This is a genomic window from Spirosoma arboris (assembly GCF_009754945.1).
Taxonomy (GTDB): domain Bacteria; phylum Bacteroidota; class Bacteroidia; order Cytophagales; family Spirosomataceae; genus Spirosoma; species Spirosoma arboris.
Window position 1 is genome coordinate 156,805 of sequence record NZ_WPIN01000006.1, and the last position, 19,845, is coordinate 176,649.

Annotated in this window: 15 protein-coding genes; 9 read left to right on the top strand and 6 right to left on the bottom strand. The window is 47.2% G+C overall.

Annotated elements, in window-relative coordinates:
- Window positions 1-121: 121 nt before the first annotated feature.
- A complete protein-coding gene (locus tag GO755_RS17705) occupies window positions 122-1,057 on the top strand; it encodes a polysaccharide deacetylase family protein (protein WP_157586525.1) in 936 nt (311 codons plus the stop codon).
- A gap of 195 nt (window positions 1,058-1,252) precedes the next feature.
- Here the strand turns inward: GO755_RS17705 and GO755_RS17710 are convergent, their stop codons facing one another.
- From GO755_RS17710 to GO755_RS17720, 3 genes are all read right to left on the bottom strand, one after another.
- Window positions 1,253-2,095 carry a ThuA domain-containing protein gene (locus GO755_RS17710; protein WP_157586526.1) on the bottom strand — a complete coding sequence of 281 codons (843 nt, stop codon included), beginning with the start codon at window positions 2,093-2,095 and terminating at the stop codon, window positions 1,253-1,255.
- 188 nt (window positions 2,096-2,283) lie between these two features.
- Window positions 2,284-3,309, bottom strand: coding sequence for a sugar phosphate isomerase/epimerase family protein (locus tag GO755_RS17715; RefSeq protein WP_157586527.1), 1,026 nt, complete (start codon window positions 3,307-3,309; stop codon window positions 2,284-2,286).
- Between the two features lie 198 nt (window positions 3,310-3,507).
- Window positions 3,508-6,285, bottom strand: a complete 2,778-nt coding sequence (locus GO755_RS17720) for a PQQ-dependent sugar dehydrogenase (protein WP_157586528.1) — start codon at window positions 6,283-6,285, stop codon at window positions 3,508-3,510.
- Window positions 6,286-6,368: 83 nt separating this feature from the next.
- Here GO755_RS17720 and GO755_RS17725 point away from each other — a divergent pair, with 83 nt between their 5' ends.
- Window positions 6,369-7,142, top strand: coding sequence for an NUDIX hydrolase (locus GO755_RS17725; RefSeq protein WP_157586529.1), 774 nt, complete (start codon window positions 6,369-6,371; stop codon window positions 7,140-7,142).
- Between the two features lie 116 nt (window positions 7,143-7,258).
- Complete coding sequence (locus GO755_RS17730) at window positions 7,259-8,218, top strand: ABC transporter substrate-binding protein (RefSeq protein ID WP_157586530.1); 960 nt, start codon at window positions 7,259-7,261, stop codon at window positions 8,216-8,218.
- A gap of 105 nt (window positions 8,219-8,323) precedes the next feature.
- Here GO755_RS17730 and GO755_RS17735 read toward each other — a convergent pair whose 3' ends face one another.
- The 3 genes from GO755_RS17735 to moaA form a co-directional block, all read right to left on the bottom strand.
- Window positions 8,324-9,280, bottom strand: a complete 957-nt coding sequence (locus tag GO755_RS17735) for an extracellular catalytic domain type 1 short-chain-length polyhydroxyalkanoate depolymerase (protein WP_157586531.1) — start codon at window positions 9,278-9,280, stop codon at window positions 8,324-8,326.
- Window positions 9,281-9,486: 206 nt separating this feature from the next.
- Window positions 9,487-10,272, bottom strand: a complete 786-nt coding sequence (locus GO755_RS17740) for a carboxypeptidase-like regulatory domain-containing protein (protein WP_157586532.1) — start codon at window positions 10,270-10,272, stop codon at window positions 9,487-9,489.
- A gap of 32 nt (window positions 10,273-10,304) precedes the next feature.
- On the bottom strand, window positions 10,305-11,300 hold the full coding sequence (moaA, locus tag GO755_RS17745) for a GTP 3',8-cyclase MoaA (protein ID WP_157586533.1): 996 nt from the start codon (window positions 11,298-11,300) through the stop codon (window positions 10,305-10,307).
- A gap of 339 nt (window positions 11,301-11,639) precedes the next feature.
- On the opposite strand from moaA, the gene GO755_RS17750 reads away from it, so the two are divergent.
- The 6 genes from GO755_RS17750 (at window position 11,640) to GO755_RS17775 (ending at window position 19,812) form a co-directional block, all read left to right on the top strand.
- Window positions 11,640-12,182: a hypothetical protein gene (locus GO755_RS17750; protein ID WP_157586855.1), complete on the top strand. Its 543-nt coding sequence runs from the start codon at window positions 11,640-11,642 to the stop codon at window positions 12,180-12,182.
- Between the two features lie 326 nt (window positions 12,183-12,508).
- On the top strand, window positions 12,509-13,624 hold the full coding sequence (locus GO755_RS17755) for a hypothetical protein (protein WP_157586534.1): 1,116 nt from the start codon (window positions 12,509-12,511) through the stop codon (window positions 13,622-13,624).
- A gap of 140 nt (window positions 13,625-13,764) precedes the next feature.
- Window positions 13,765-14,661 (top strand): hypothetical protein, encoded by an 897-nt coding sequence (locus GO755_RS17760; protein ID WP_157586535.1) that lies wholly within the window; start codon window positions 13,765-13,767, stop codon window positions 14,659-14,661.
- Window positions 14,662-14,675: 14 nt separating this feature from the next.
- Window positions 14,676-16,223, top strand: a complete 1,548-nt coding sequence (locus GO755_RS17765) for a phosphatase PAP2 family protein (protein WP_157586536.1) — start codon at window positions 14,676-14,678, stop codon at window positions 16,221-16,223.
- Window positions 16,224-16,296: 73 nt separating this feature from the next.
- A complete protein-coding gene (locus GO755_RS17770) occupies window positions 16,297-16,857 on the top strand; it encodes a carboxymuconolactone decarboxylase family protein (protein WP_157586537.1) in 561 nt (186 codons plus the stop codon).
- A 162-nt stretch (window positions 16,858-17,019) separates the two neighbouring features.
- Window positions 17,020-19,812 (top strand): TonB-dependent receptor, encoded by a 2,793-nt coding sequence (locus GO755_RS17775; protein ID WP_157586538.1) that lies wholly within the window; start codon window positions 17,020-17,022, stop codon window positions 19,810-19,812.
- The last annotated feature ends 33 nt before the right edge of the window (window positions 19,813-19,845 follow it).

A 19,845-nucleotide genomic window follows, 5' to 3' on the forward strand; every position in this document is an offset into this window, starting at 1 on the left:
GTAACCACTTATTTTAAGGTATGAAATTTGTAGCGGGAAGAATAAAAGTTTGTATCTGTTTACTAACTTTTATTCTATAGGCCAAATTCTTTTCCCTATGTTTGGGCCATATTCATTTTCTATGTTGACTCGTCAAACCTTATCTCTCTCAGCAGCTCTCTGCCTGTCTGTTTTACTCTCCAATGGCCTGATGGGCTGCCAGTCGAAAAGCGCGTCTACGAACGAAGCCACAACGACAACTGATTCCGCAACGAAGGCGACGACTGATAAACCAGTTTCAAGCGAAGAAACGGCCAAAGCAGCTCCTGATCCATCTAGTATCCCTGCCGACAAAATAGCGGATGCCGCTACAATTCTGGCTCGTCCACAGGTGCCGGTGCTGTGTTATCACCAAATCCGCGACTGGCGGGCTAGTGATTCTAAAAGTGCTAAGGATTACATTATTCCCGTTCAATCGTTCAAGGAGCAAATGCAGATTCTGGCCGACAGCGGTTATCACACCATTCTGCCGGACCAACTCTACGCTTACCTGACTACTGGTGCACCACTGCCGTCAAAACCGGTTATGCTCACTTTCGATGACGGGGATCTTGATCAGTACGAAACCGCCGTACCCATCCTGGATAAACTTGGTTTCAAAGGGGCGTTTTTCATTATGACTGTTGCTATTGGTCGCCGGGGAAAGCAGCCGTACATGGACAAAGCGCAGATTAAAGACTTATCCGACAAAGGACATACGATTGGTGCCCATACGTGGGATCACCACAACGTGAAAAAATACCAGGGCGACGACTGGAAGATTCAGATTGAAGAACCAAAGGCGAAGCTGGAAACCATTATCGGGAAACCTGTTAAGTATTTTGCCTACCCATTTGGTTTGTGGAGCCATCAGGTATTACCCGAAATTCAGAAACGCGGTTACGCAGCTGCGTTTACCCTGGCTGACAAACGCGATGACCAAATGCCACTCTACACCATCCGACGCATTATTGCAGGTGGTCAATGGAGCACGAAAACGTTCTATCGGAACATGAAGCAAAGCTTTGACGGGAAGTAAGATGAGTTTTGATAAATAAAAAAAGCGGCTGTGCGGCCGCTTTTTTTATTTATTGTTCAGCGTAGTCTAAGATTACGCTGGAGTGCTATCCGGTCTCTGACCGGTATTTGTAAAATCTAGCTTCACTCCGGTCGGAGACCGGATAACACTGCGACGTAGTTCAGAGACTACGCCGAACCACCGCGGCAAGGACGATTACTCAAACCGCCCAGCCCATTCAATGCCAGCCACAATATGCGGCATAGCGTATTGGTCGGTAAAGGTTTCGTCGGTATGACCCATTCCCGTGTAGAATACGCGGCCTTTACCAACTTTGTTTGTCCACGAAATCGGGTGATCGCCCCCCATGGCTTTAGGCCATGTTGCTTTGTAGGTTGCTTCATTTAGCGTTAGCAGCACTTGAATGCTGTCTTTGCCCCGCACACTTTGCTTGAAATTATACCATTCATCCGCTCTGCGGAATTTGGCCGGTAAGTGCTTTGTCGTTGGGTGATCCCGAACATCTGTAATAATTTCCGCTTCGGGTGTGTGTTCAGGATATAATGGGTGATCGCGGAAATGGGTACCGAGCATGTGATCGTACCAATCCCAGCTATATTCCGTATCGGATGCGGCATGAATACCGACGTAACCTCCGCCGTTTTCAATAAACTTCTCAAAGGATTTTTCCTGTTCTGGCGTCAGAATGTCGCCCGTAGTTGACAGGAACACCACGACCTTGAATTTGCTTAGGTAATCATCATTGAAGAAGGCTCCATTTTCAGTTGTTCGCACATCCCAGCCTTTTGCTTTACCTTCTTTTTTGAGCGCTTCGATACCCGGCTCGATCGACTCATGCCGGAACCCATTTGTCTTCGAAAAGATGAGGACACCTTTAGCGCCAACAGCACCGGGATCTGCTGGACGTACTGTATCGAACTCAGGCTTTTGCCAGGGAAGCTGCCGGGTGACATACATGCCAAATACAACGAACCCACCTGCCAATATGACTAAAACGAGGACGAGACCGAGCAGAATTTTCAGGAATTTACGGAACATGAGTTTTTAGGGGTGAAAAGCTCCTCTCCTGTTATAGGAGAGGGATTGGGGTGAGGTGGATTATGTCTGAATTGACCGCTTTCCCCTCACCCCCGGCCCCTCTCCCAAAACAGGAGAGGGGAGCAACTAGGGCTAAAAATTGGGAGCTTAACAGTCCTGCCCTTCAGGGGATTTAGGGGTTAAAAAAATTAAGCAAGTTCCGTTCGTACGCGTTCGAGCAAGTTTTTCGTCGCTTGAATACCATCGTTGGTAGGCAGATAACCACCGGTTGGATTGTACATGCCGATGATGCCGCCTTCGTATTCAATACCTACATAGCCTTTAAAACCGGCATCTTTGATGATCTGGAACATTTTACGGAAGTCGGTTTCGGTCTCGTTACCATTGGCATCGAACTTGTGTGTCTTGGCACTGATACCTTTAGCGTACGGCATCATTTTCTTCACGCCTTCGTAGCGGTCATATTCCTTGACACACTTGGTGCCCATGATTCCCTTGATATCGTTGGTTTCGGGTTTGCTGCGTTGCCGACAGAAGTTACCGAAATCAGGTAATAGGCCCGCATTGGGCATATTCACTTGTTTTATAACCCCAACCAACCAGTCGATATCGGTCGAGTTACCAAAGTGATTTTCAACAATGACATCCATTTTTGACTTGGCCGCATATTCCAGCAGCTTGTGATACCCATCGGCAGCCGTTTTAGCAGCTTCGGCAGCAGGATCATCTTCTACGCCCGTCATTGCTTTGGAGGTATCACCCAAATTAACCCGAATGGAACTACAACCCAAATACTTGGCTGCATCGACCCAGGCATGGTGGGCCTCGACCGCTTGGTGTCGTTTCGTTGCGTCAAGATCTGCAATGTTGGCTCCATCGACCATGATGAGGTTGTTTTTCATGCCGAGGTCATCGCATCGTTGCTTGAGTTCTTTCAGGTATGCCTGATCGGTATGTTTGTTGTTGAAAAAACCAGATACATATTCCAGCACATTGATGCCAAAATCTTTTTTGGTACGAGCGGGGAAATCCATATTCGTCATTTTACCCGAATAGAGTTCGCCCGCAAAGGAGAACTCAGCCAGTGAGATGTCGAACGTAAATTTTTTAGCGCCCATATCGGCAAAAGTTGATGTTGGTAAGGCCGATGCCAGACTTAATCCGGCGGCTGTCAGGCCCAGTTGATTCAGGAAATCGCGACGTGATTGGATCATGGTTGAAATAGGATTAACCTCACCCCCAGCCCCTCTCCTGTATCAGGAGAGGGGTGCAACGGGAGTTACAAACGTCGTATTTGAGTCTAGTTTAATCCTTGCTTATAGCAAATGGATTAGGGAAAACAAGTCAGACGTTAAAACCTCCCCTATCCCTGTTGTAGGAGAGGGGCCGGGGGTGAGGTGATTTTAATTAAATCAGTTAGAAAGCTGTACGGTAACGGGAACAAAGAGCGGGGCTTTACCTGCTTTTTCGTTTTTAAAGACAAAATATAAATCGTGCTGACCGGTCGTTGGCTTAATGGTGACCTTAGCCATACTGGGCTTAAAGATGTCGGCAGGGTCTTTGCTTTCGTTAGGCAAAAGCTCCTCAGTCTGGCCCAGCAGCGGCCCTGTTGCTGAATCAATATGTATTTCGATTCTTCCGCCAACGCAGATGAGCTGCGCTTTAGGAACTGCTACAGCAAACTCCATCGTCTGTACGCCAGTAAGATCAAACTTGTTGAATTGCACGTAGGTATCAGAGCCCATCACAATGACAATAGGGTAGGGTTGCGTACCCATTTTGAACAGCGTAATGCCTTTCGATTGAGTGGTGCTCGTGCCTAATGGTATCAATGGATTACGTAATACCAGCACCTGTTCGCTGGTTTGAGCGGGCAGGCCGTTTGCGCCTTTATCCTTGTATGATGCCTGTAACACCAGATTCCCTTTCTCATTTTTATCCGGGGTATACGTACCTTTTGTTGGCAGCGACGGTGTGGCTACTTTCTTATCCGACAAGGTGAGAATATACTTCACAATCTCGCCCGCATCTGACTGAGCCAATTGTGGGTGGGCCGTCATGATGGCATCGCCCCAGGAACCTCCACCGCCTTTAATAATTTTGTTTGATAGGCTGGCTACGGCATTCGCATCACTTTTGTAACGTTTTGCCACTTCGACGAACGCTGGGCCAACTGACTTTTTATCCATGAAATGACAGGCTTTACAGTCGCTCTTTTCCATAAGGACCTGTCCCGCGCCTAAGTAAGTCGCTTCGGAGAACTTGTGACCTGCTTCGCTGACATTTTGAGCATTGGCTTCATCCTGGTAGTTAGCCTTCACCATTATCTGCTTCGCCAAAATTTTACCATTGGCCAGGCTTCCGTCTTCTTTATCCGTTACACTTACCTGATAGGCAATCGGTTGGCCAGGGAAGTAGAAGCTTTTATTTCCATTCATGATGTCCAGTGCTACAGTAGGTGGTTGGTTCCCTGCCATAATATCCACCTCGCGAGAGTCTTTGAGGCCGTGGGCATCCGTTACAGTCAGAATCACTTTATACTGACCGGGTTTCTGGAAGGTGAACGTTGGATTAGGATCGGCCAAAACCGTTGGCTGACCACCTGCCTTGTTGTATATTTTCCACTGATAGGTCATCGCATCGCCATCAGAATCTTTGGTCCCTTCCGACGATAGTTTTACAACCATAGGGACTGCTCCGGCTTTTTGGTTAGCAGAAGCCTGCACATTTGGTTTGCGGTTACCAGCGTTGAATTCAATTTTCACTAAACGAGAGTCGTCGTTTTTGAGGAACCATCCCGTGCCATACTCAAGCACATACAGGTCACCGTTCGGTCCGAAGGCCATGTCGATTGGGTGGCTGAATGGCATATTAGGAAGGAATCGCTCGGTCTTGGTCATGTTGCCCTGACTATCGTAGCTAACCGCCAGAATCATGTCACGCATCCACTCAAACAGGAATGTCTTTCCGTTGTAATAGTCCGGAAAAAGGCGTTTGGCGCCTTTAAAGTCATCTTTATAATAGGTTGGTCCAGCCATGGCGCTACGACCTCCCGTACCCATAAATGGAAACGTCTTGCTCTCTGCGGCTGGGTACCAGATCATAGCCGGCTGGGCAGGAGGCAGGTCATGTAAACCCGTGTTGTTGGGCGAATCGTTAAAGGGATGAGCCGGATCGAATTTGGCACCTCCTTTACCAGTCGTAAAATCTTTATCGTAATACGCCTTGTTATTGCCTACAAAATAGGGCCAGCCGAAATTGCCTGCTTTTTTCGCCTGATTGTATTCATCTTCGGCGGTTGGGCCAACGCCAACTGAATCTTCACCTGCATCAGGACCTACATCACCCCAATACAGATAGCCAGTGTGTTTATCTACCGCAATGCGATACGGATTCCGGTGCCCCATTGTATAAATTTCAGGCCGGGTTTTAGGCGTTCCTTTTGGGAAGAGATTGCCTTCGGGAATCGTGTATGTGCCGTCGGCTTCGGGGTGGATACGCAGAATCTTGCCCCGTAAATCGTTCGTGTTTCCCGATGATTTCTGAGCATCCCAGGGCCCACGGCCAGGGCGTTCGTCGATGGGGGCATACAATGTAGCGCGCGGGCTGGTATTATCGCCGGTTGAGAGATAGAGATTGCCGTCGCGGTCCCAATCAATTGAGCCTCCCGTATGGCAACATTGCTCACGCTGGGTGACTACTTCGAGGAGTACTTTTTTAGAGGAAAGAACCAACTCATCACCACGTAGCTCGTAACGGGTCAGAATGTTCTTGGATTCGTTACCAGCGGGCGAGTAGTAGAGATATAACCAATGGTTTTTCTCAAAATTAGGATCGAGGTTCACACCCAAAAGTCCATCTTCGGCTTCTGTTTCGTGCCCTTCCTTATCCTTGTATTTCGTACTGACCGGAATCGTAGCGATGGTTTTTACCTGCTTCGTTACTGGTGAATACAATTGCACTTGCCCATGCCGTTCAATAAAAAGAACACGCTCGTCGGGCAAAATGGCCATTTCGAGGGGTTCGTTCAGTTTTTCGGCGAGTACTACTTTTGTAAATCGGTTTTCGTCGGGCTTATCGCCAGGGTCAGTGAACGGCCTTACCGAATAGGCTAACAGTCCAATCGCACCAACGCAAAGTGGAATAACTGCCTTGTACGATTGCCGTGAGAAAAAGTGGCGTTTCATCATAGATGTGTAATTTTAACACAATGATAGCAATTTTATTTCATTGTGTTGAAAATACACACTATGTTTATTCTTAAATTTTCCACATGGAATACCAAAAGGCATTGCGACAACTAATTGAAGAGTTTAAGACCAATTTCATGCCCTCTGTATCGCTGGATCTAGCCATATTCGGGTTTCACGACGGGCAATTAAAGGTGCTTCTCCTGCGCTGGAAAGGCACTGATGACTGGTGTTTGCCAGGCGGACGAATTCGCCACGAAGAAAACCTGGAAGTGGCCGCTTATCGGAGTCTACAACAACGGACAGGCTTACGTGAGATTTTCCTGCAACAGTTCCACACGTTCGGCGACGTTATGCGTTACACGAATTTCAGTAAGCAGGAAACGATGGCGAAGCTGGGCTTACCCGAAGATATTACAGAGGAGCTTGTTAGTCGTGATGTGTCAGTAGGTTATTATGCGCTAGTTGAGTTTGCGAATGCGGTGCCAACACCTGATTTCTTTACCGAAGAGTGTCGCTGGTGGGATATTGACCAGATTCCACCGCTTCTTTTTGACCATAATGACATGATCAAGCTGGCGCTGAAGACCCTTCGACGACAGCTTAGTTATCAGCCCATTGGCTATAATTTACTGCCTGATAAATTTACAATGCCTGATATCCAGCAGCTTTATGAAACAATTTTAGGCCAGACGCTAGACCGACGGAATTTCCAGAAACGAATGCTTGGCTATAATATTCTGGAGCGGCTAGAGGAGCGTAAAACTGGCGGAGCGCATAAGGCTCCCTATTTATATCGATTTGATAAAGAGAAATACGAAAAAGCCCTGGCCGAAGAAATTCTGTTTGTTGGCTGAGAACATTTTGCCCCGATTCTTTTTACATTAGTCTTTGCAATCAGCCAGTTGGGTGCGATTGCAGGAAACCTTCTATTACCTGAATTGTTAAACTAGCCGTATCAGTACTGTACCTTATGAATACAACCATTCGATTAGCGCTTGACCGGACTCCTAACACTAACCACACGGGCTTTTATGTTGCCTTTGCAAAAGGAGCTTATCAACGGGCCGGTCTCGATGTAGAATTCATCTCGCCTGATCAGGAAAATTATCAGACAGCCCCGGCCCGTCGTGTGGCCCAGAGCGATGCTCATCTGGCCATTACTCCTTCCGAAAGTGTGATTAGTTATCAGACTAACGGAGTTCCTCTGGTAGCCATAGCCACCTTGCTGGCTCGCGATGTGAGTGCGATTATGACGCTGAAAGAAAGTGGTATCAATCGACCGAAGGAATTAGATGGCAAAGTATATGCTTCTTACGGTGCTCGTTACGAAGAGGATATTATTCGACAATTGATTCAAAATGACGATGGTCGGGGGCAGTTTGTTCCACATAAGTCGCCTTGGGCCAATATTTGGCGTGCCTTAGTGACTCGGGAGGTCGATGCCGCCTGGTGCTGGCTTACCTGGGAGGGGGTCAAAGCCGATATAGATGGTATTGATCTAAACCAGTTTTTGTTTGACGAATACGAAATTCCGTATGGGTACAATCCTGTTCTGACCGTCCATCGTGATTGGGCAGAGGAGAATACTGATGCGTTGCGGGCATTTCTGGAAGCAACGGCCGCTGGTTTCCGGTTCGCGATGAAAAACCCCGATGAATCGGCTCGTATCCTGATGAAAACGGCAAATCACCCCAGCTTAACCAATCGCAATTTTGTGGAGCAAAGTCAGCAGATGGTTTCTGGTTATTACCTGGATGGCGAAGGCAATTGGGGTTTCATGCATCGAACCATCTGGGTATCATTCGTTAACTGGATGATTCGCAATCGGATGCTCACCGATTCGCAGGGTGAATTGATTCAACGAATGGACGTTGATACGCTCTTTACGAACAAATACTTTGAAGGCGTCCCGGCGGTGATACGCCTATAGTGCCTGGGGGTTGCCTACTATTTTCGCCCCCTTCAGGGTCGTATGTTTATAAACATACGACCCTGAAGGGGGCGAAATCTTTTCTTAAGGTAGAATAGCCTCAGTTTACTTCATTGGGTGCTTCTCGAAAAAAGCCCACATTAGCTCATTGGCAGATATATTCTTTGTCGCTTTGCCCAGAATTTTAAGCTCAGGACTAAACGGTCGATCGGGCCAGGTGTGGCCTCCACCTTCAATAGCATATAAGATTACTTCACTCCCCTGTTTACCTCCCGTATATGATTTGCGGATGACTTTGGTGCCGTCATTGACTTTCTCCGCTAATTCGGTGGTTACTGGTGTCTCATGACATCCATCAGCCTTTACCCAGTTACGAATGGAATAGTCAACGGAATAGTAATCCGTTCCTGACGGGTCTAGCTTGCCCTTGCCTCCATTGAAAGGGACAGCTTCATCGGCCGTTCCATGAAAATGAATAACCGGTACAGGCCGTTTAGGAGTACATGTTTCGGTTCCCATCGGTCCGGCAATTGGAGCAATGGCCGCAATCTGGTCCGATAATTCAGACGCCAGGCGATACACCAAAATAGCACCCATCGACATGCCGGTGGCATAAACACGCTTTTTATCAACCTTGACGATAGTGGATAAATCATCGAGCATGGCTTTAGTAAACTTAATATCATCTACCTTACTCACTTCAGAATCAGGGCCACCTGGCTGACGCGGGCCACCGTTCCAACCAAGTATACCTTTAGGATAGCCTTCTATTTTTTTTCCCGTACCATTTGGATAGACGGCGATGAAATTGGCCTGATCGGCCGTTTGATTTAATCCGCATAGTTCAATCCAATCGGTCGCATTACTGCCACCTCCATGGAATACCAATACGATAGGGAAGGGTTTACGACCATCATATGATTTTGGTACATGAATAAAATAAGTACGCTCACGCCCATCTACCGTGAGTTTACGCATAGAATCACCACCCATTAGTCCATTTGCCCTTATCGTAGCGGATAAAAAGATGATTGCAATGAATGCTAAAACGATCTTTTTCATTCTTCAACTTGGATGTTTACTTGAAAGATATGTTGTTTTATATTAGTAGTTATAAACTATAGGATTAATGGCAGTAATGTCAAATTAAAGGCGATATAGCTATTTGTTCACTTCATGTCTGATAGTCTCTACAATGTAGCAGTCAAGTAGGCAGGTGCTGTGCGTGAAGTTGTTAGCATATAGCTATAAAATAAAACAGCTGGGAATTAGTGAAATAGCTTCTGTTTTAACTTCTGCCAGAGGGACGGTGTTTTAATAAGGCAAATGCCGCCACCAGTAATGTTTTTCATTTTACTCTGTTTATACAGAATAATATCATCTACTGTAATCGGAGTGGTTGCTGGCCGTACGTCGAGTGTAGCACTCCCCCGACTATGATTCGGAAAAGATGTTGCAACGACTATTTTAGGATTTCCTGATTGAAGAGGCTTGTCTAGTACCTGAACAGACACCGATAGACTAAATGTGCCGGTACTGTCTGTTTGCGTTTCCCAAACTTTCCCAAGCTGGTAAACAGTGACAGTAGCCTGTGATGCCGGAGATAAATGATCGATTGAATCCATAAGCATAACTCGACCTGTAATAACGCGTTTGGCATCGGGCTCAAAGATCTTTCGACTGGCAATTGTTGAAACCGTAAAATCGGGTCGTACCGAAGTGGGTGGAGATGGTTTAGGAGCCTGGTTGAGTTGAGCTTTTGCCGTTTGCCAACCGAACAGACTCAAGGTGAGTAAACCAGCCCAATGCCGCCAAACAGACATAGCACTCGGATTCGATAAGGGTAGTTGCCGGTTGAGCTGCTCATTGCGGAAACGCCCACAGCTTGTTTCTGGTGCTTTACTGAGCAGCTTCACCAATTCCTGATCAGTGAATTTCGTATAATCGACTACTGTTTTCTGGCAACTGCCACAAAACCGCCCACGCTCAGTTGGTTGCATCTCGTCCCAGCCTTCGTGGCACGCTTGCGGAATTTGGATTGTGAGGCTTCGCATAGTATATCCAATAACATAAGCTTGCCTGAAATCTACCCCCCAATCGTTGCCATAGACTCACTGACCGGAGCGCCGGACTGAACACTCCGTTGCTGCTCAGCTTCAAAGCCATTGAGTGGGCGATGAGCGAAGGCTTGTAGAAAGGCAGCTGTTAGTTCTTCGTCCGATGCGCCACGGCGGAGTAAAGCACGAATATCCAGCACACCGTTATCGTATAGGCAGGTTTTAAGAGTTCCCTGCGCTGTCAGGCGAATTCGGTTGCAGGTGCCGCAAAATGTCCGGCTGAAAGCGGCAATCACGCCAATGGTTCCCTGATGACCCGGAATCTGGTAATTGGCTGAGGTTGAAAAGGGCGGGTCAGGTAGTTTTTGTAGATCGGGAAAATGCGCCCGAATTTCGTCAATAATTCGTTGGTGCGTCCAGTTAAGTACTGGATAGTGACTTCCTTCCCCGTTAAAAGGCATTTCTTCAATAAACCGTACATCAACAGGTAGCGTGCGGGTTAGGTCAGAAAGCGGGACTAAATCCTGCGTATTCTGCCCATCCATAACAACCGCGTTGATTTTGGTCTGAATCCCAGCCGACAGCAATCCATCGAGTGTTTTCAATACGGCAGGTAGTTCATCACGCCGGGTAATTTGTCGAAAGCGTTCACGGTCAAGCGTATCTAAGCTCAAATTCACGGATCGAACGCCGAGTGCGGCTAAGTCGGTAATGTGAGGAGCTGTTAACACGCCATTGGTTGTCAACGATATATCGTTTAGCCCATCAATAGCAGCCAGTCGATGCAGAAAGTCCATTAATCCAGCCCGAACAAAAGGCTCTCCACCCGTGATCCGTACTTTCTGCACACCTAATCGAGCCAATACGCGTACTACCCGCTCCATCTCCTCATAGGTCAGCACCTGGTGTTTGGGCAGGTATTTAATACCCTCTTCGGGCATACAGTAAAAGCACCGCAAGTTGCAGCGGTCCGTTACAGCCAACCGAAGGTAAGTGATGGGGCGATTGTGATTATCGTAGATCATGTGGTGCCAGACTAACACAAAATTATGGGTTTTGATTGCATTACGTCTTGTTTGATAGTCGCGGCTTTAACTACCCACATGAAACAACTAATAGATCACTTGAAATTGTCATAACGACCTAAGATGGACTAGACTATAAGTCAAGTAGACTAAATGTATCAGGATCTGATTCGGAATTTGCAGCAACAAGCTATGTGAGTGGTAAATTTCGACTTGTTGGAGATTGGGATTTGGCTATGATACCCCGTAAAACAAACAAAAAAAAAGTTTAACCTGTCTAACATGGCTTTTGTTTGAAATATTAGTATTATTTTTGGAGAAATTTTATTGACTTTAATGTTGAAAAAAGCAGTTTCCATAGGTCTCTTTGCCCTAATCCTGTACCATACACTGGCTTATGTGCTGGTGTTTGTAGGTACATGGTGGCAGGAAGAGCATGATCTGTCGGAACGACTTTCTGTTTATCGGTCAGTGGATAGCATTGTTGAATTTGAGATTCCACTCAAAGACAATAGGCTCGATGAAAGCACCATTGCACGTACAACGTCGGATGGGTTTAGCTACCGAGGTCATTATTACTCTATTGTGAGTATAGAAATTCGGGATGGTAAAGTACACATTGCAGGATTAGAATCGCAAAGCCGCACATTCTGGCAGAGCGATTTACTTTCGTTTTTGAACGATCACGTCTCTGGTGCTGCCGATTCGCATCAAAAGACGAATAAATTTTTGAAATTTTTATTAAAGGAATACTCGCCAACCCCGCGAGCCATTTTTAGTTTCCTCTCTCCCAACTGGCGCGAAGCTATTCGTATTCCCGAACAAGTGTTCGTGATTGCTGTCCGTGCCCTGTCAGTTAATTCGCCCCCTCCTGAAGTCTGAGGTAATTTCCCATCGCGTTCAAGCTTTGTTCTCAGTAGCTCTAGTGGCTTTTTTGCTATGCCGTTTCGTGTGGGCAACGTGTATTCGTTCGCTTCATAACGGATCGACATTGTAAAATCACACAGGCTGCGGACTGCTATAAGCAAGCTGTCTGGGCCGGCATTCTGTCTGGCTACGCGATTGTGCGACCACTGACATACAGCCTAGGTTGATCAGCAGTTTCTGTTTGTGCACCCACGAACGGAGAATCACCTGGTTACTGTCTATGTGGATCGTATATGAAATTTTCATTTTCCATCTCAGACATCCTCGGATATCCATAAAGTATGAAATCAATTTCTACTATCGTTTTAGCGGTAGCTTATATACTTATTTCTAATACATCAACATCGGCACAGGGTTGTGTAGCCGTTCGACACATGAGTTGTGCCGCTCCAGCTGGTTCTGCTGATTATTTCAAACAACGTAACGGCCACTGGCAGGTGTCGGCAGGCTATCGATTCTTCCGTTCCTACAAGCATTTTGTCGGGGATGTCGAGCAGAAGCAGCGCGTTGATCAGGGTACAAACGTAATTAACGTTTCACATGCTATTGATTTGGGAATCACCTACATGGTGAATCAGCGTCTGTCGTTTTCTGTCAATCTTCCCATTCAATATTACGATCGTTCGTCGCTCTATGAACATTACGGTAACACCATCGCGCAAAATCCGCAGCAAAAGCGATTTGATACGCAATCTGAAGGAATCGGCGACCTGCGTATATCCGGTAGTTATTGGCTCGTCAATCCTGTTAAACTACCTAAAGCCAATTTAGCGGTTGGAATGGGTGTAAAATTGCCAACAGGCAATTATGGCGCGACCGATGATTTCCACCGGCTGACCAAAGATGGAACTGACTATACGGTTAACTTACCTGTCGATCAATCGATTCAGTTAGGTGATGGAGGAGTGGGCGTAAGCCTTGAACTCCAGGGCTATGCCTCGATCACGAAAACGCTGACAGCTTATGCCAATGGTTTTTATCTGTTCAATCCGCGCGAAACGAACGGCGTAATTCGTAACCCGACCGCTACTACGATTGATTTGGTTACCGGATCATTCTCGGTGGCCGATCAGTTTGCTGCTCGTATTGGCTTGAGCCAGTCCATTAAAGCAGTTCCAGGTTTAGCCGTTATGCTAGGCGGCCGTGTTGAAGGGGTTCCCGCCATCGATGCGTTTGGTGGTAGTTCGGGCTTCCGTCGACCAGGTTACATTGTCTCAGTTGAGCCAGGGCTGTCGTACATGCACCGCAAAACCTCAATTGCAGCTACAGTACCTGTAGCCATTTACCGCAACCGGATTAAAAGCTATGCCGATCGTCTTGATCCGCTTGGCGTAAAGCAAGGTGATGCAGCATTCGCTGATTACCTGGTATCTGTTAGTTTATCTCGTTGGTTCTGAGTCAATTCAGGTGCGAAGGGTAACTCCTTCGCACCTATCCTTCTATACAATCTGTCACGAAAAACAAACAAATTATCGGTAAGCTTAACTAGTTAGAAGTCCATCGTACCAATTTAACCAACCAATGAATTAACCAACCAATGAAAACAAATCTAAAATGTCTGATCGTTGTGTCGCTGCTAACGCCCTTTGCGGCTAAAGCACAAATGCCGAACGATGCGATCTACATGGGTAAAAACCAGTTGTGTGTGGCCGGTATGTATAACCACACGTCCTGGAATCAATATTGGGAGAATACGCTCAAACGCGAGAATTTTAACATCGGTACACAAACGACGCAGAGTGTTATGCTCATGCCTGCCTTCGGTATCAGCAAGCGGGTAAACGTTATTATGAGTCTCCCGTATATCTGGACAAGCAACAGCGCTGGTAACCTGATGGGACAACACGGTATTCAGGACCTATCGATCTGGTTGAAAGTGAAAGCTCTGCAAGCTGGTGGATTTTCACTCAATGCCATTGTTGGCGGGTCTGTCCCCCTGGGAAATTACGTACCCAACTTTATGCCGATGTCTATTGGCATGCAATGTCGTACGTTCACCGGGCGATTGCTGGCCAGTTATAGAGAACCCAAAACGGGTCTATACCTGACGGCCTATGGCAGTTACGGCTGGCGGAGTAACAGTAAAATAGATCAGGATGCGTATCAGGCTGATGATCGGGTATATAACACCGATCAGGTAAAAGTACCAAATACCTACGATGCTGCTGTGCGATTAGGTGTACAGCGGAAAGGCTGGCAAACCGAAGTTTGGGCAGAGCGCGTGTCATGCCTCAGTGGAGACAACATTCGCCGGAATGATATGCCTTACCCGACGAACAAGATGCAGGCCACATCGGTGGGTTGGTACGGTAAAGTGCAACCTCGCAACATTGGCGTAAATGCCCGTATTGGTTATGTCCTCGATGGGCTGAACGTAGGCCAGAGCACCAGCTATACAGTTGGCCTGCTCTATCAAATTAACTTTAAGAAGTAAGCATCCGTAACATCATGAAAAAGTATAATCGAATTCTTGCAATTGGCAGCATTGTCACTAGTTTGTCTATTGCTTTTGTTTCGTGTGATAAAAGCATTTCAGAACCCCAGCGTGTAGGGTATGCACCTGCAAGCGTCGATGAAAAAGCAGGTACCTGGAAAACCTATGTACTTACTGCGCCTACCGACGTAACAGTTGCTACCCCATCAGCTACGTCATCGACAGATTATCAGGCTGAACTGACTGATCTCAAATCGAAATCGGCGAGCCTGACCCAGGCCCAACAGGAAGCTGTTGTGTATTGGGGAGCGGGTGCTGTTTACCGCTGGAACGAAATTGCCCGCGAATTGTGCGCTCGTTATAACATACCTCCAGCTTCAAACGCCGACGGTAAATATCCTGTACCGGATGCTGCCAATCCACTGGCAGACCCTAAGTTCCCGTTTGCGAACCCACCTTATTCATCTCGTGCGCTCGCTTACCTGAGTGTAGCACAATACGATGCGCTGGTAGCGGCCTGGAGTTATAAATACAAGTTTAATCGGGTAGCTCCATCGAAAGTAGATGCTACTGTACGCGTCGCGTTGCCAACGTCAGCTCTACCGGCTTATCCGTCGGAAGATGCCGTTGTAGCAGCTGCTTCGGCTGTAGTTCTGAAAGCGATGTTTCCTGGCGAAGTACCATTTATCGATGCCAAACTAGCTGAACATCAGAATAGCCGGTTATGGGCAGGAATGAATGTAGCGAGTGATCTCAGTGCTGGTATTGATTTGGGTAACCAGGCCGCTGCTAAAGTAATGGCACGGGCTAAAACAGATGGTATGAGTGCTGCTAATAATCAGGCTGTAACAGCAGGTATGATTCAGGCGGCTAAAGACCGGGGTCTTGCCGAAGTCTGGGTGAGTCAGGAAACGCCTGCCCGCCCGCCTATGTTGCCGAATTTCGGTGCAGTATCGACCTGGAATCTTGACCGGACAACTCTGGTCCAAATTCGCCCGACTCCACCACCCGCTCTCAATGATGCTAATTATGAGAAGGATATGAACGAGCTGAAAGAAATCAATAAAAGCCAAACCCGCGAACAGGCCCGGATTGCCAACTATTGGTCAGATGGTGCAGGCAGCTATACACCTCCCGGTCACTGGCATCGCACAGCGGCTAATGCAGCTAATGACGCTAAATACAGCGAGGTTCGTATGGCCCGGACGCTGGCACTTGTGGGTACCGCTCTAATGGATGCTGCCGTTGGCTGCTGGGAAGCGAAGTACTACTATTATTATCCGCGCCCACAACAGTTTGGGATGAAAACATCGGTTGGGTTGCCTAATTTCCCTTCCTACCCGTCGGGGCACTCTACTTTTTCAGCCGCAGCTGCTACGGTGCTAACTTCTATTTTTCCTGATAAAGCAAAAGATTTCCAGGATGAAGCGTCAGAAGCTTCTACATCGCGGGTATATGGTCTGATTCACTATCGGTTTGATTCAAATGGTGGCCTGGATCATGGCAATAAAATTGGGTCCTACGCTGTGGCGCGAGCTAAGGCGGATGGGTCGGGACTTTAATTAACGAGCGAATGAGCGAATAACTATCGCAGGATTCACTCATTCGCTCATTCACCTTTTACTCGTTACATGTATGCCACATATACCACTACCAGAGCAGTTGCCAGGCATTACGGGACTGCTCGAATATCGCTTAGACACGGCTGCTCCCATCCGCGAACTGACGCAGATTTTGCTACGGGGCGAGTCGACTTTATCGCAGGGAGAGCGTGAACTGATTGCTGCATTGGTATCGTCGCGCAATTGCACTAATTTCTGCGAAGCGGCCCATACCAAAGCTGCGGATATACTGCTGGGCGATGATGAAACAGCACGCGCTGTAAAGCATGACATCGAAACGGCTCCCATAAGTGAGAAGATGAAGGCGCTGCTTCAAATTGCGGCCTTTACCCAGAAAAACGGGAGAGAGGTAACTCCAGAAGCCATTACTCGTGCCCATGAAGCAGGTGCTACTGATCGGGAAATTCACGACACGGTACTAATTGCAGCTCTGTTCTGTCTATACAATAAATATGTAGACGGATTAGCCACAGTAGCACCTACCAACCCGGCATTTTACCAGACGCTGGGTGAGCGAATTACCGGCCGAGGCTACGTACGGCCACCGGGTGGTTATCCAGTCCCTACTTCTTAAGCTATAACTATGATGAGTTAAGCTGATTCGTTGCAGGTCCAACTGACTGGAGTCTTGATAGACCGCGGTTAGCCCCTTTTTTATTGCCATTATTCTATCCTAAAAATCACTGTTTTTGGGTGTTCAACCCCCTTTTTATCCTTTTTAACCGAAAAAACATATATGAAATTTATACAAATTAGTATCGCTTTGGCGATCCATTTTCTCATCTCGTGGTCGGCTTTGGCGCAGTCTCGCCGAGTAACAGGCACAGTGCGGGATGTGGAAAGTGGGCAACCGCTAGCAGGAGCTAGTGTGATTTTAAAAGGTCAATTGACGGGAGCTGTTGCCGATGCTAACGGACAGTTTACTCTAACGACGAACCAGCGAGGCACAGCTACCTTGTTGATTTCGATGGTAGGTCACGAAGCACAAACTGTTGGTGTAACTGCTGATAATCAATCTGTTGATGTAAAGTTGCGGATTGCTACAAATTCCTTACAGGATGTGGTTGTAGCTGCTTCGCGGGTAGAGGAGAGCATTTTACGAGCCCCTGTTACCGTAGAGAAAATGGATTCGCGCGCCATTCGGGAAACGCCTTCAGCTACATTTTATGAAGGCCTGAACAACCTGAAAGGGGTGGACATGGTCACTAGTGGATTGACCTATAAGCAAATTAATACACGGGGTTTTGCCAGCACAGGCAACAGTCGATTTCTGCAACTGATTGACGGAGTCGATAACCAACCTGCTGGTTTCGGTTTTTCGATGGGCAATTTGTTTGGCTTGAGTGATTTAGATGCCGAAAGTGCTGAGTTAGTACCTGGAGCTGCTTCGGCCTTGTATGGTCCCGCTGCCTTTAACGGTGCATTGCTGTTAACCAGTAAAGATCCATTTCGGTATCAGGGATTAAGTGTTCAGGCTAAATTAGGCGTAAATCACCTTGGCGATTCGAATACAGGAGCGGCTCTGTATCAGGATTATGGCTTACGATATGCCAAAGCGTTCAGTAATAAACTGGCATTCAAACTTGTGGCCTCGTATATGAAAGGGCTCGATTGGTTTGCGACAGACTATACGGATGTCGATGCCACCACCTCTCCCGAAAAAAGAGGTCCGAGTAATCCAGCCTATAATGGCCTCAATGTCTACGGTGATGAGATTAACCGGACAATTACAGACATTGGTAAAGTGTCTCGCACAGGCTATCAGGAAAAAGACCTGACTGACTATAACGTCTATAGCCTAAAACTAAATGGAGCTCTTCATTACCGCATTACATCAAGCCTGGAGGCTATCTATTCCTACAACTTCGCGAAAGGAACGACGAACTATACAGGTAGTAATCGTTTCTCTGTCAATGGGTTTTCGCTACTTCAACACCGAATTGAACTGCGTGGAACTAACTTCTTTATACGTGGCTACACAAATCAGGAAGATTCGCATAATTCCTATAATACTCGCTCTCTGGGGCAGCAGATCGACCGAACCTGGGTGCGCGATTTAAATGGCAATGTAGTGGCCCCGAACTTGGCCGATCAAACCTGGTTTGACCGGTACACAGCTGCTTATCAGGGAAAAGTACAAGGTGTAACGGCTAGTGATCAGGCCATGGCTCGGCAATTTGCCGATCAGGGACGCTTGCTACCCGGTTCTGCCGAATATGAACAGCAGAAAGCACGGTTAATTGGTGTTCAGGGATTGGCTGGAGCTGGAATCTTGAGCCAGACGAAAATGTACCATGCCGATGCGCAATATAATCTGACATCGGCCCTGGCCTCGGCTGGGCTTGCCGGAACAGAGTTGTTAGTCGGTGGCAATTTTCGGCAGTATAGCTTATTTACGAACGGAACGCTCTTCGATGATAAAGGCGGACGTATTCTGTACAGCGAGTTTGGAACATTTGCCCAATTGAGCAAGTCGCTGATGGAAAATAAATTGAAGTTGACCGTATCGGGCCGGTACGACAAGAATCAGAATTTTGCCGGTTACTTTACCCCCCGTGCCTCTGCGGTGTTTTCGCCCAATGATCGCCATCACTTTCGGGCCTCATTTCAGTCTGGTTACCGCAATCCCACCCCCAGCGACCAGTTCATTAAACTCAATGTTGGGCCAATCACGATTCTGGGTGGTGCACCAAGCAATAGTGCTGGGATGAATGTGTACGAAAATTCATTCAACTCAACCAGCATTGGTGGTTTTGTTAACGGTTTTCTGGCTGATGTGAAAACGGCAGGGCCGCAACAAGCCGTGCTGAATAATAAAAATAAGCTGGTGAAATCGAACGTGCCCTATATCGCTCCCGAACGGGTACAGAGCTTTGAGGTGGGTTATCGAACGCTATTGACAAGCCGCTTATCGCTTGATGCCAACTATTACTTCGGAGCTTATCGCAATTTTATTCTGAATACAGTAGTTATTCGACCCAATAGTCCCGTACTGGCTGCCGATGGTAGTATTAATCCTGCAGCCGCTCAGGATATTCTGAACTCTAATTATCAGGCATTTCAGCTATATACCAACGCTCCCGATCGCGTTACGGCGCAGGGAGCCACGCTCGGCTTAAATTATGTTACAGCCGGTGGCTATGCACTAACCGGTAATGGAACCTGGTCGGCCTTTAATCTGCAAAACGCTGATCCGAATAATATTCCTGCCTTTAATACACCTCGTTTCAAAACGAACGTAACCTTTGGGCACCGGAATATTGCACCGAATCTTGGTTTTAACGTAGCCTGGCACTGGCAGGAGGCTTTCGATTGGGTAGGGTCATTTAATGATCTTCGTCCGGGTCGAATTCAGGCTTATAATCTCATCGATGCACAAGTGACGCTGAAAATACCTGCTTATAAGACCCTGCTAAAAGTTGGTGCGTCGAACCTGACCAATCATTATGTAGTGCAGGCTTATGGTTCGCCCGCTGTAGGCGGTTTGTATTATGTATCGCTCACTTTCGATCAGGGTATGTTACGGTAATTAGTATCAGACTTATAGGGTTTCAAAAAATAA

Coding starts and splice junctions, on each gene's coding strand:
- GO755_RS17705 (WP_157586525.1), top strand. CDS start 122: ATGTTGACTCGTCAAACCTTATCTCTCTCAGCAGCTCTCTGCCTGTCT.
- GO755_RS17710 (WP_157586526.1), bottom strand. CDS start 2,095: ATGTTCCGTAAATTCCTGAAAATTCTGCTCGGTCTCGTCCTCGTTTTA.
- GO755_RS17715 (WP_157586527.1), bottom strand. CDS start 3,309: ATGATCCAATCACGTCGCGATTTCCTGAATCAACTGGGCCTGACAGCC.
- GO755_RS17720 (WP_157586528.1), bottom strand. CDS start 6,285: ATGATGAAACGCCACTTTTTCTCACGGCAATCGTACAAGGCAGTTATT.
- GO755_RS17725 (WP_157586529.1), top strand. CDS start 6,369: ATGGAATACCAAAAGGCATTGCGACAACTAATTGAAGAGTTTAAGACC.
- GO755_RS17730 (WP_157586530.1), top strand. CDS start 7,259: ATGAATACAACCATTCGATTAGCGCTTGACCGGACTCCTAACACTAAC.
- GO755_RS17735 (WP_157586531.1), bottom strand. CDS start 9,280: ATGAAAAAGATCGTTTTAGCATTCATTGCAATCATCTTTTTATCCGCT.
- GO755_RS17740 (WP_157586532.1), bottom strand. CDS start 10,272: ATGCGAAGCCTCACAATCCAAATTCCGCAAGCGTGCCACGAAGGCTGG.
- moaA (WP_157586533.1), bottom strand. CDS start 11,300: ATGATCTACGATAATCACAATCGCCCCATCACTTACCTTCGGTTGGCT.
- GO755_RS17755 (WP_157586534.1), top strand. CDS start 12,509: ATGAAATCAATTTCTACTATCGTTTTAGCGGTAGCTTATATACTTATT.
- GO755_RS17760 (WP_157586535.1), top strand. CDS start 13,765: ATGAAAACAAATCTAAAATGTCTGATCGTTGTGTCGCTGCTAACGCCC.
- GO755_RS17765 (WP_157586536.1), top strand. CDS start 14,676: ATGAAAAAGTATAATCGAATTCTTGCAATTGGCAGCATTGTCACTAGT.
- GO755_RS17770 (WP_157586537.1), top strand. CDS start 16,297: ATGCCACATATACCACTACCAGAGCAGTTGCCAGGCATTACGGGACTG.
- GO755_RS17775 (WP_157586538.1), top strand. CDS start 17,020: ATGAAATTTATACAAATTAGTATCGCTTTGGCGATCCATTTTCTCATC.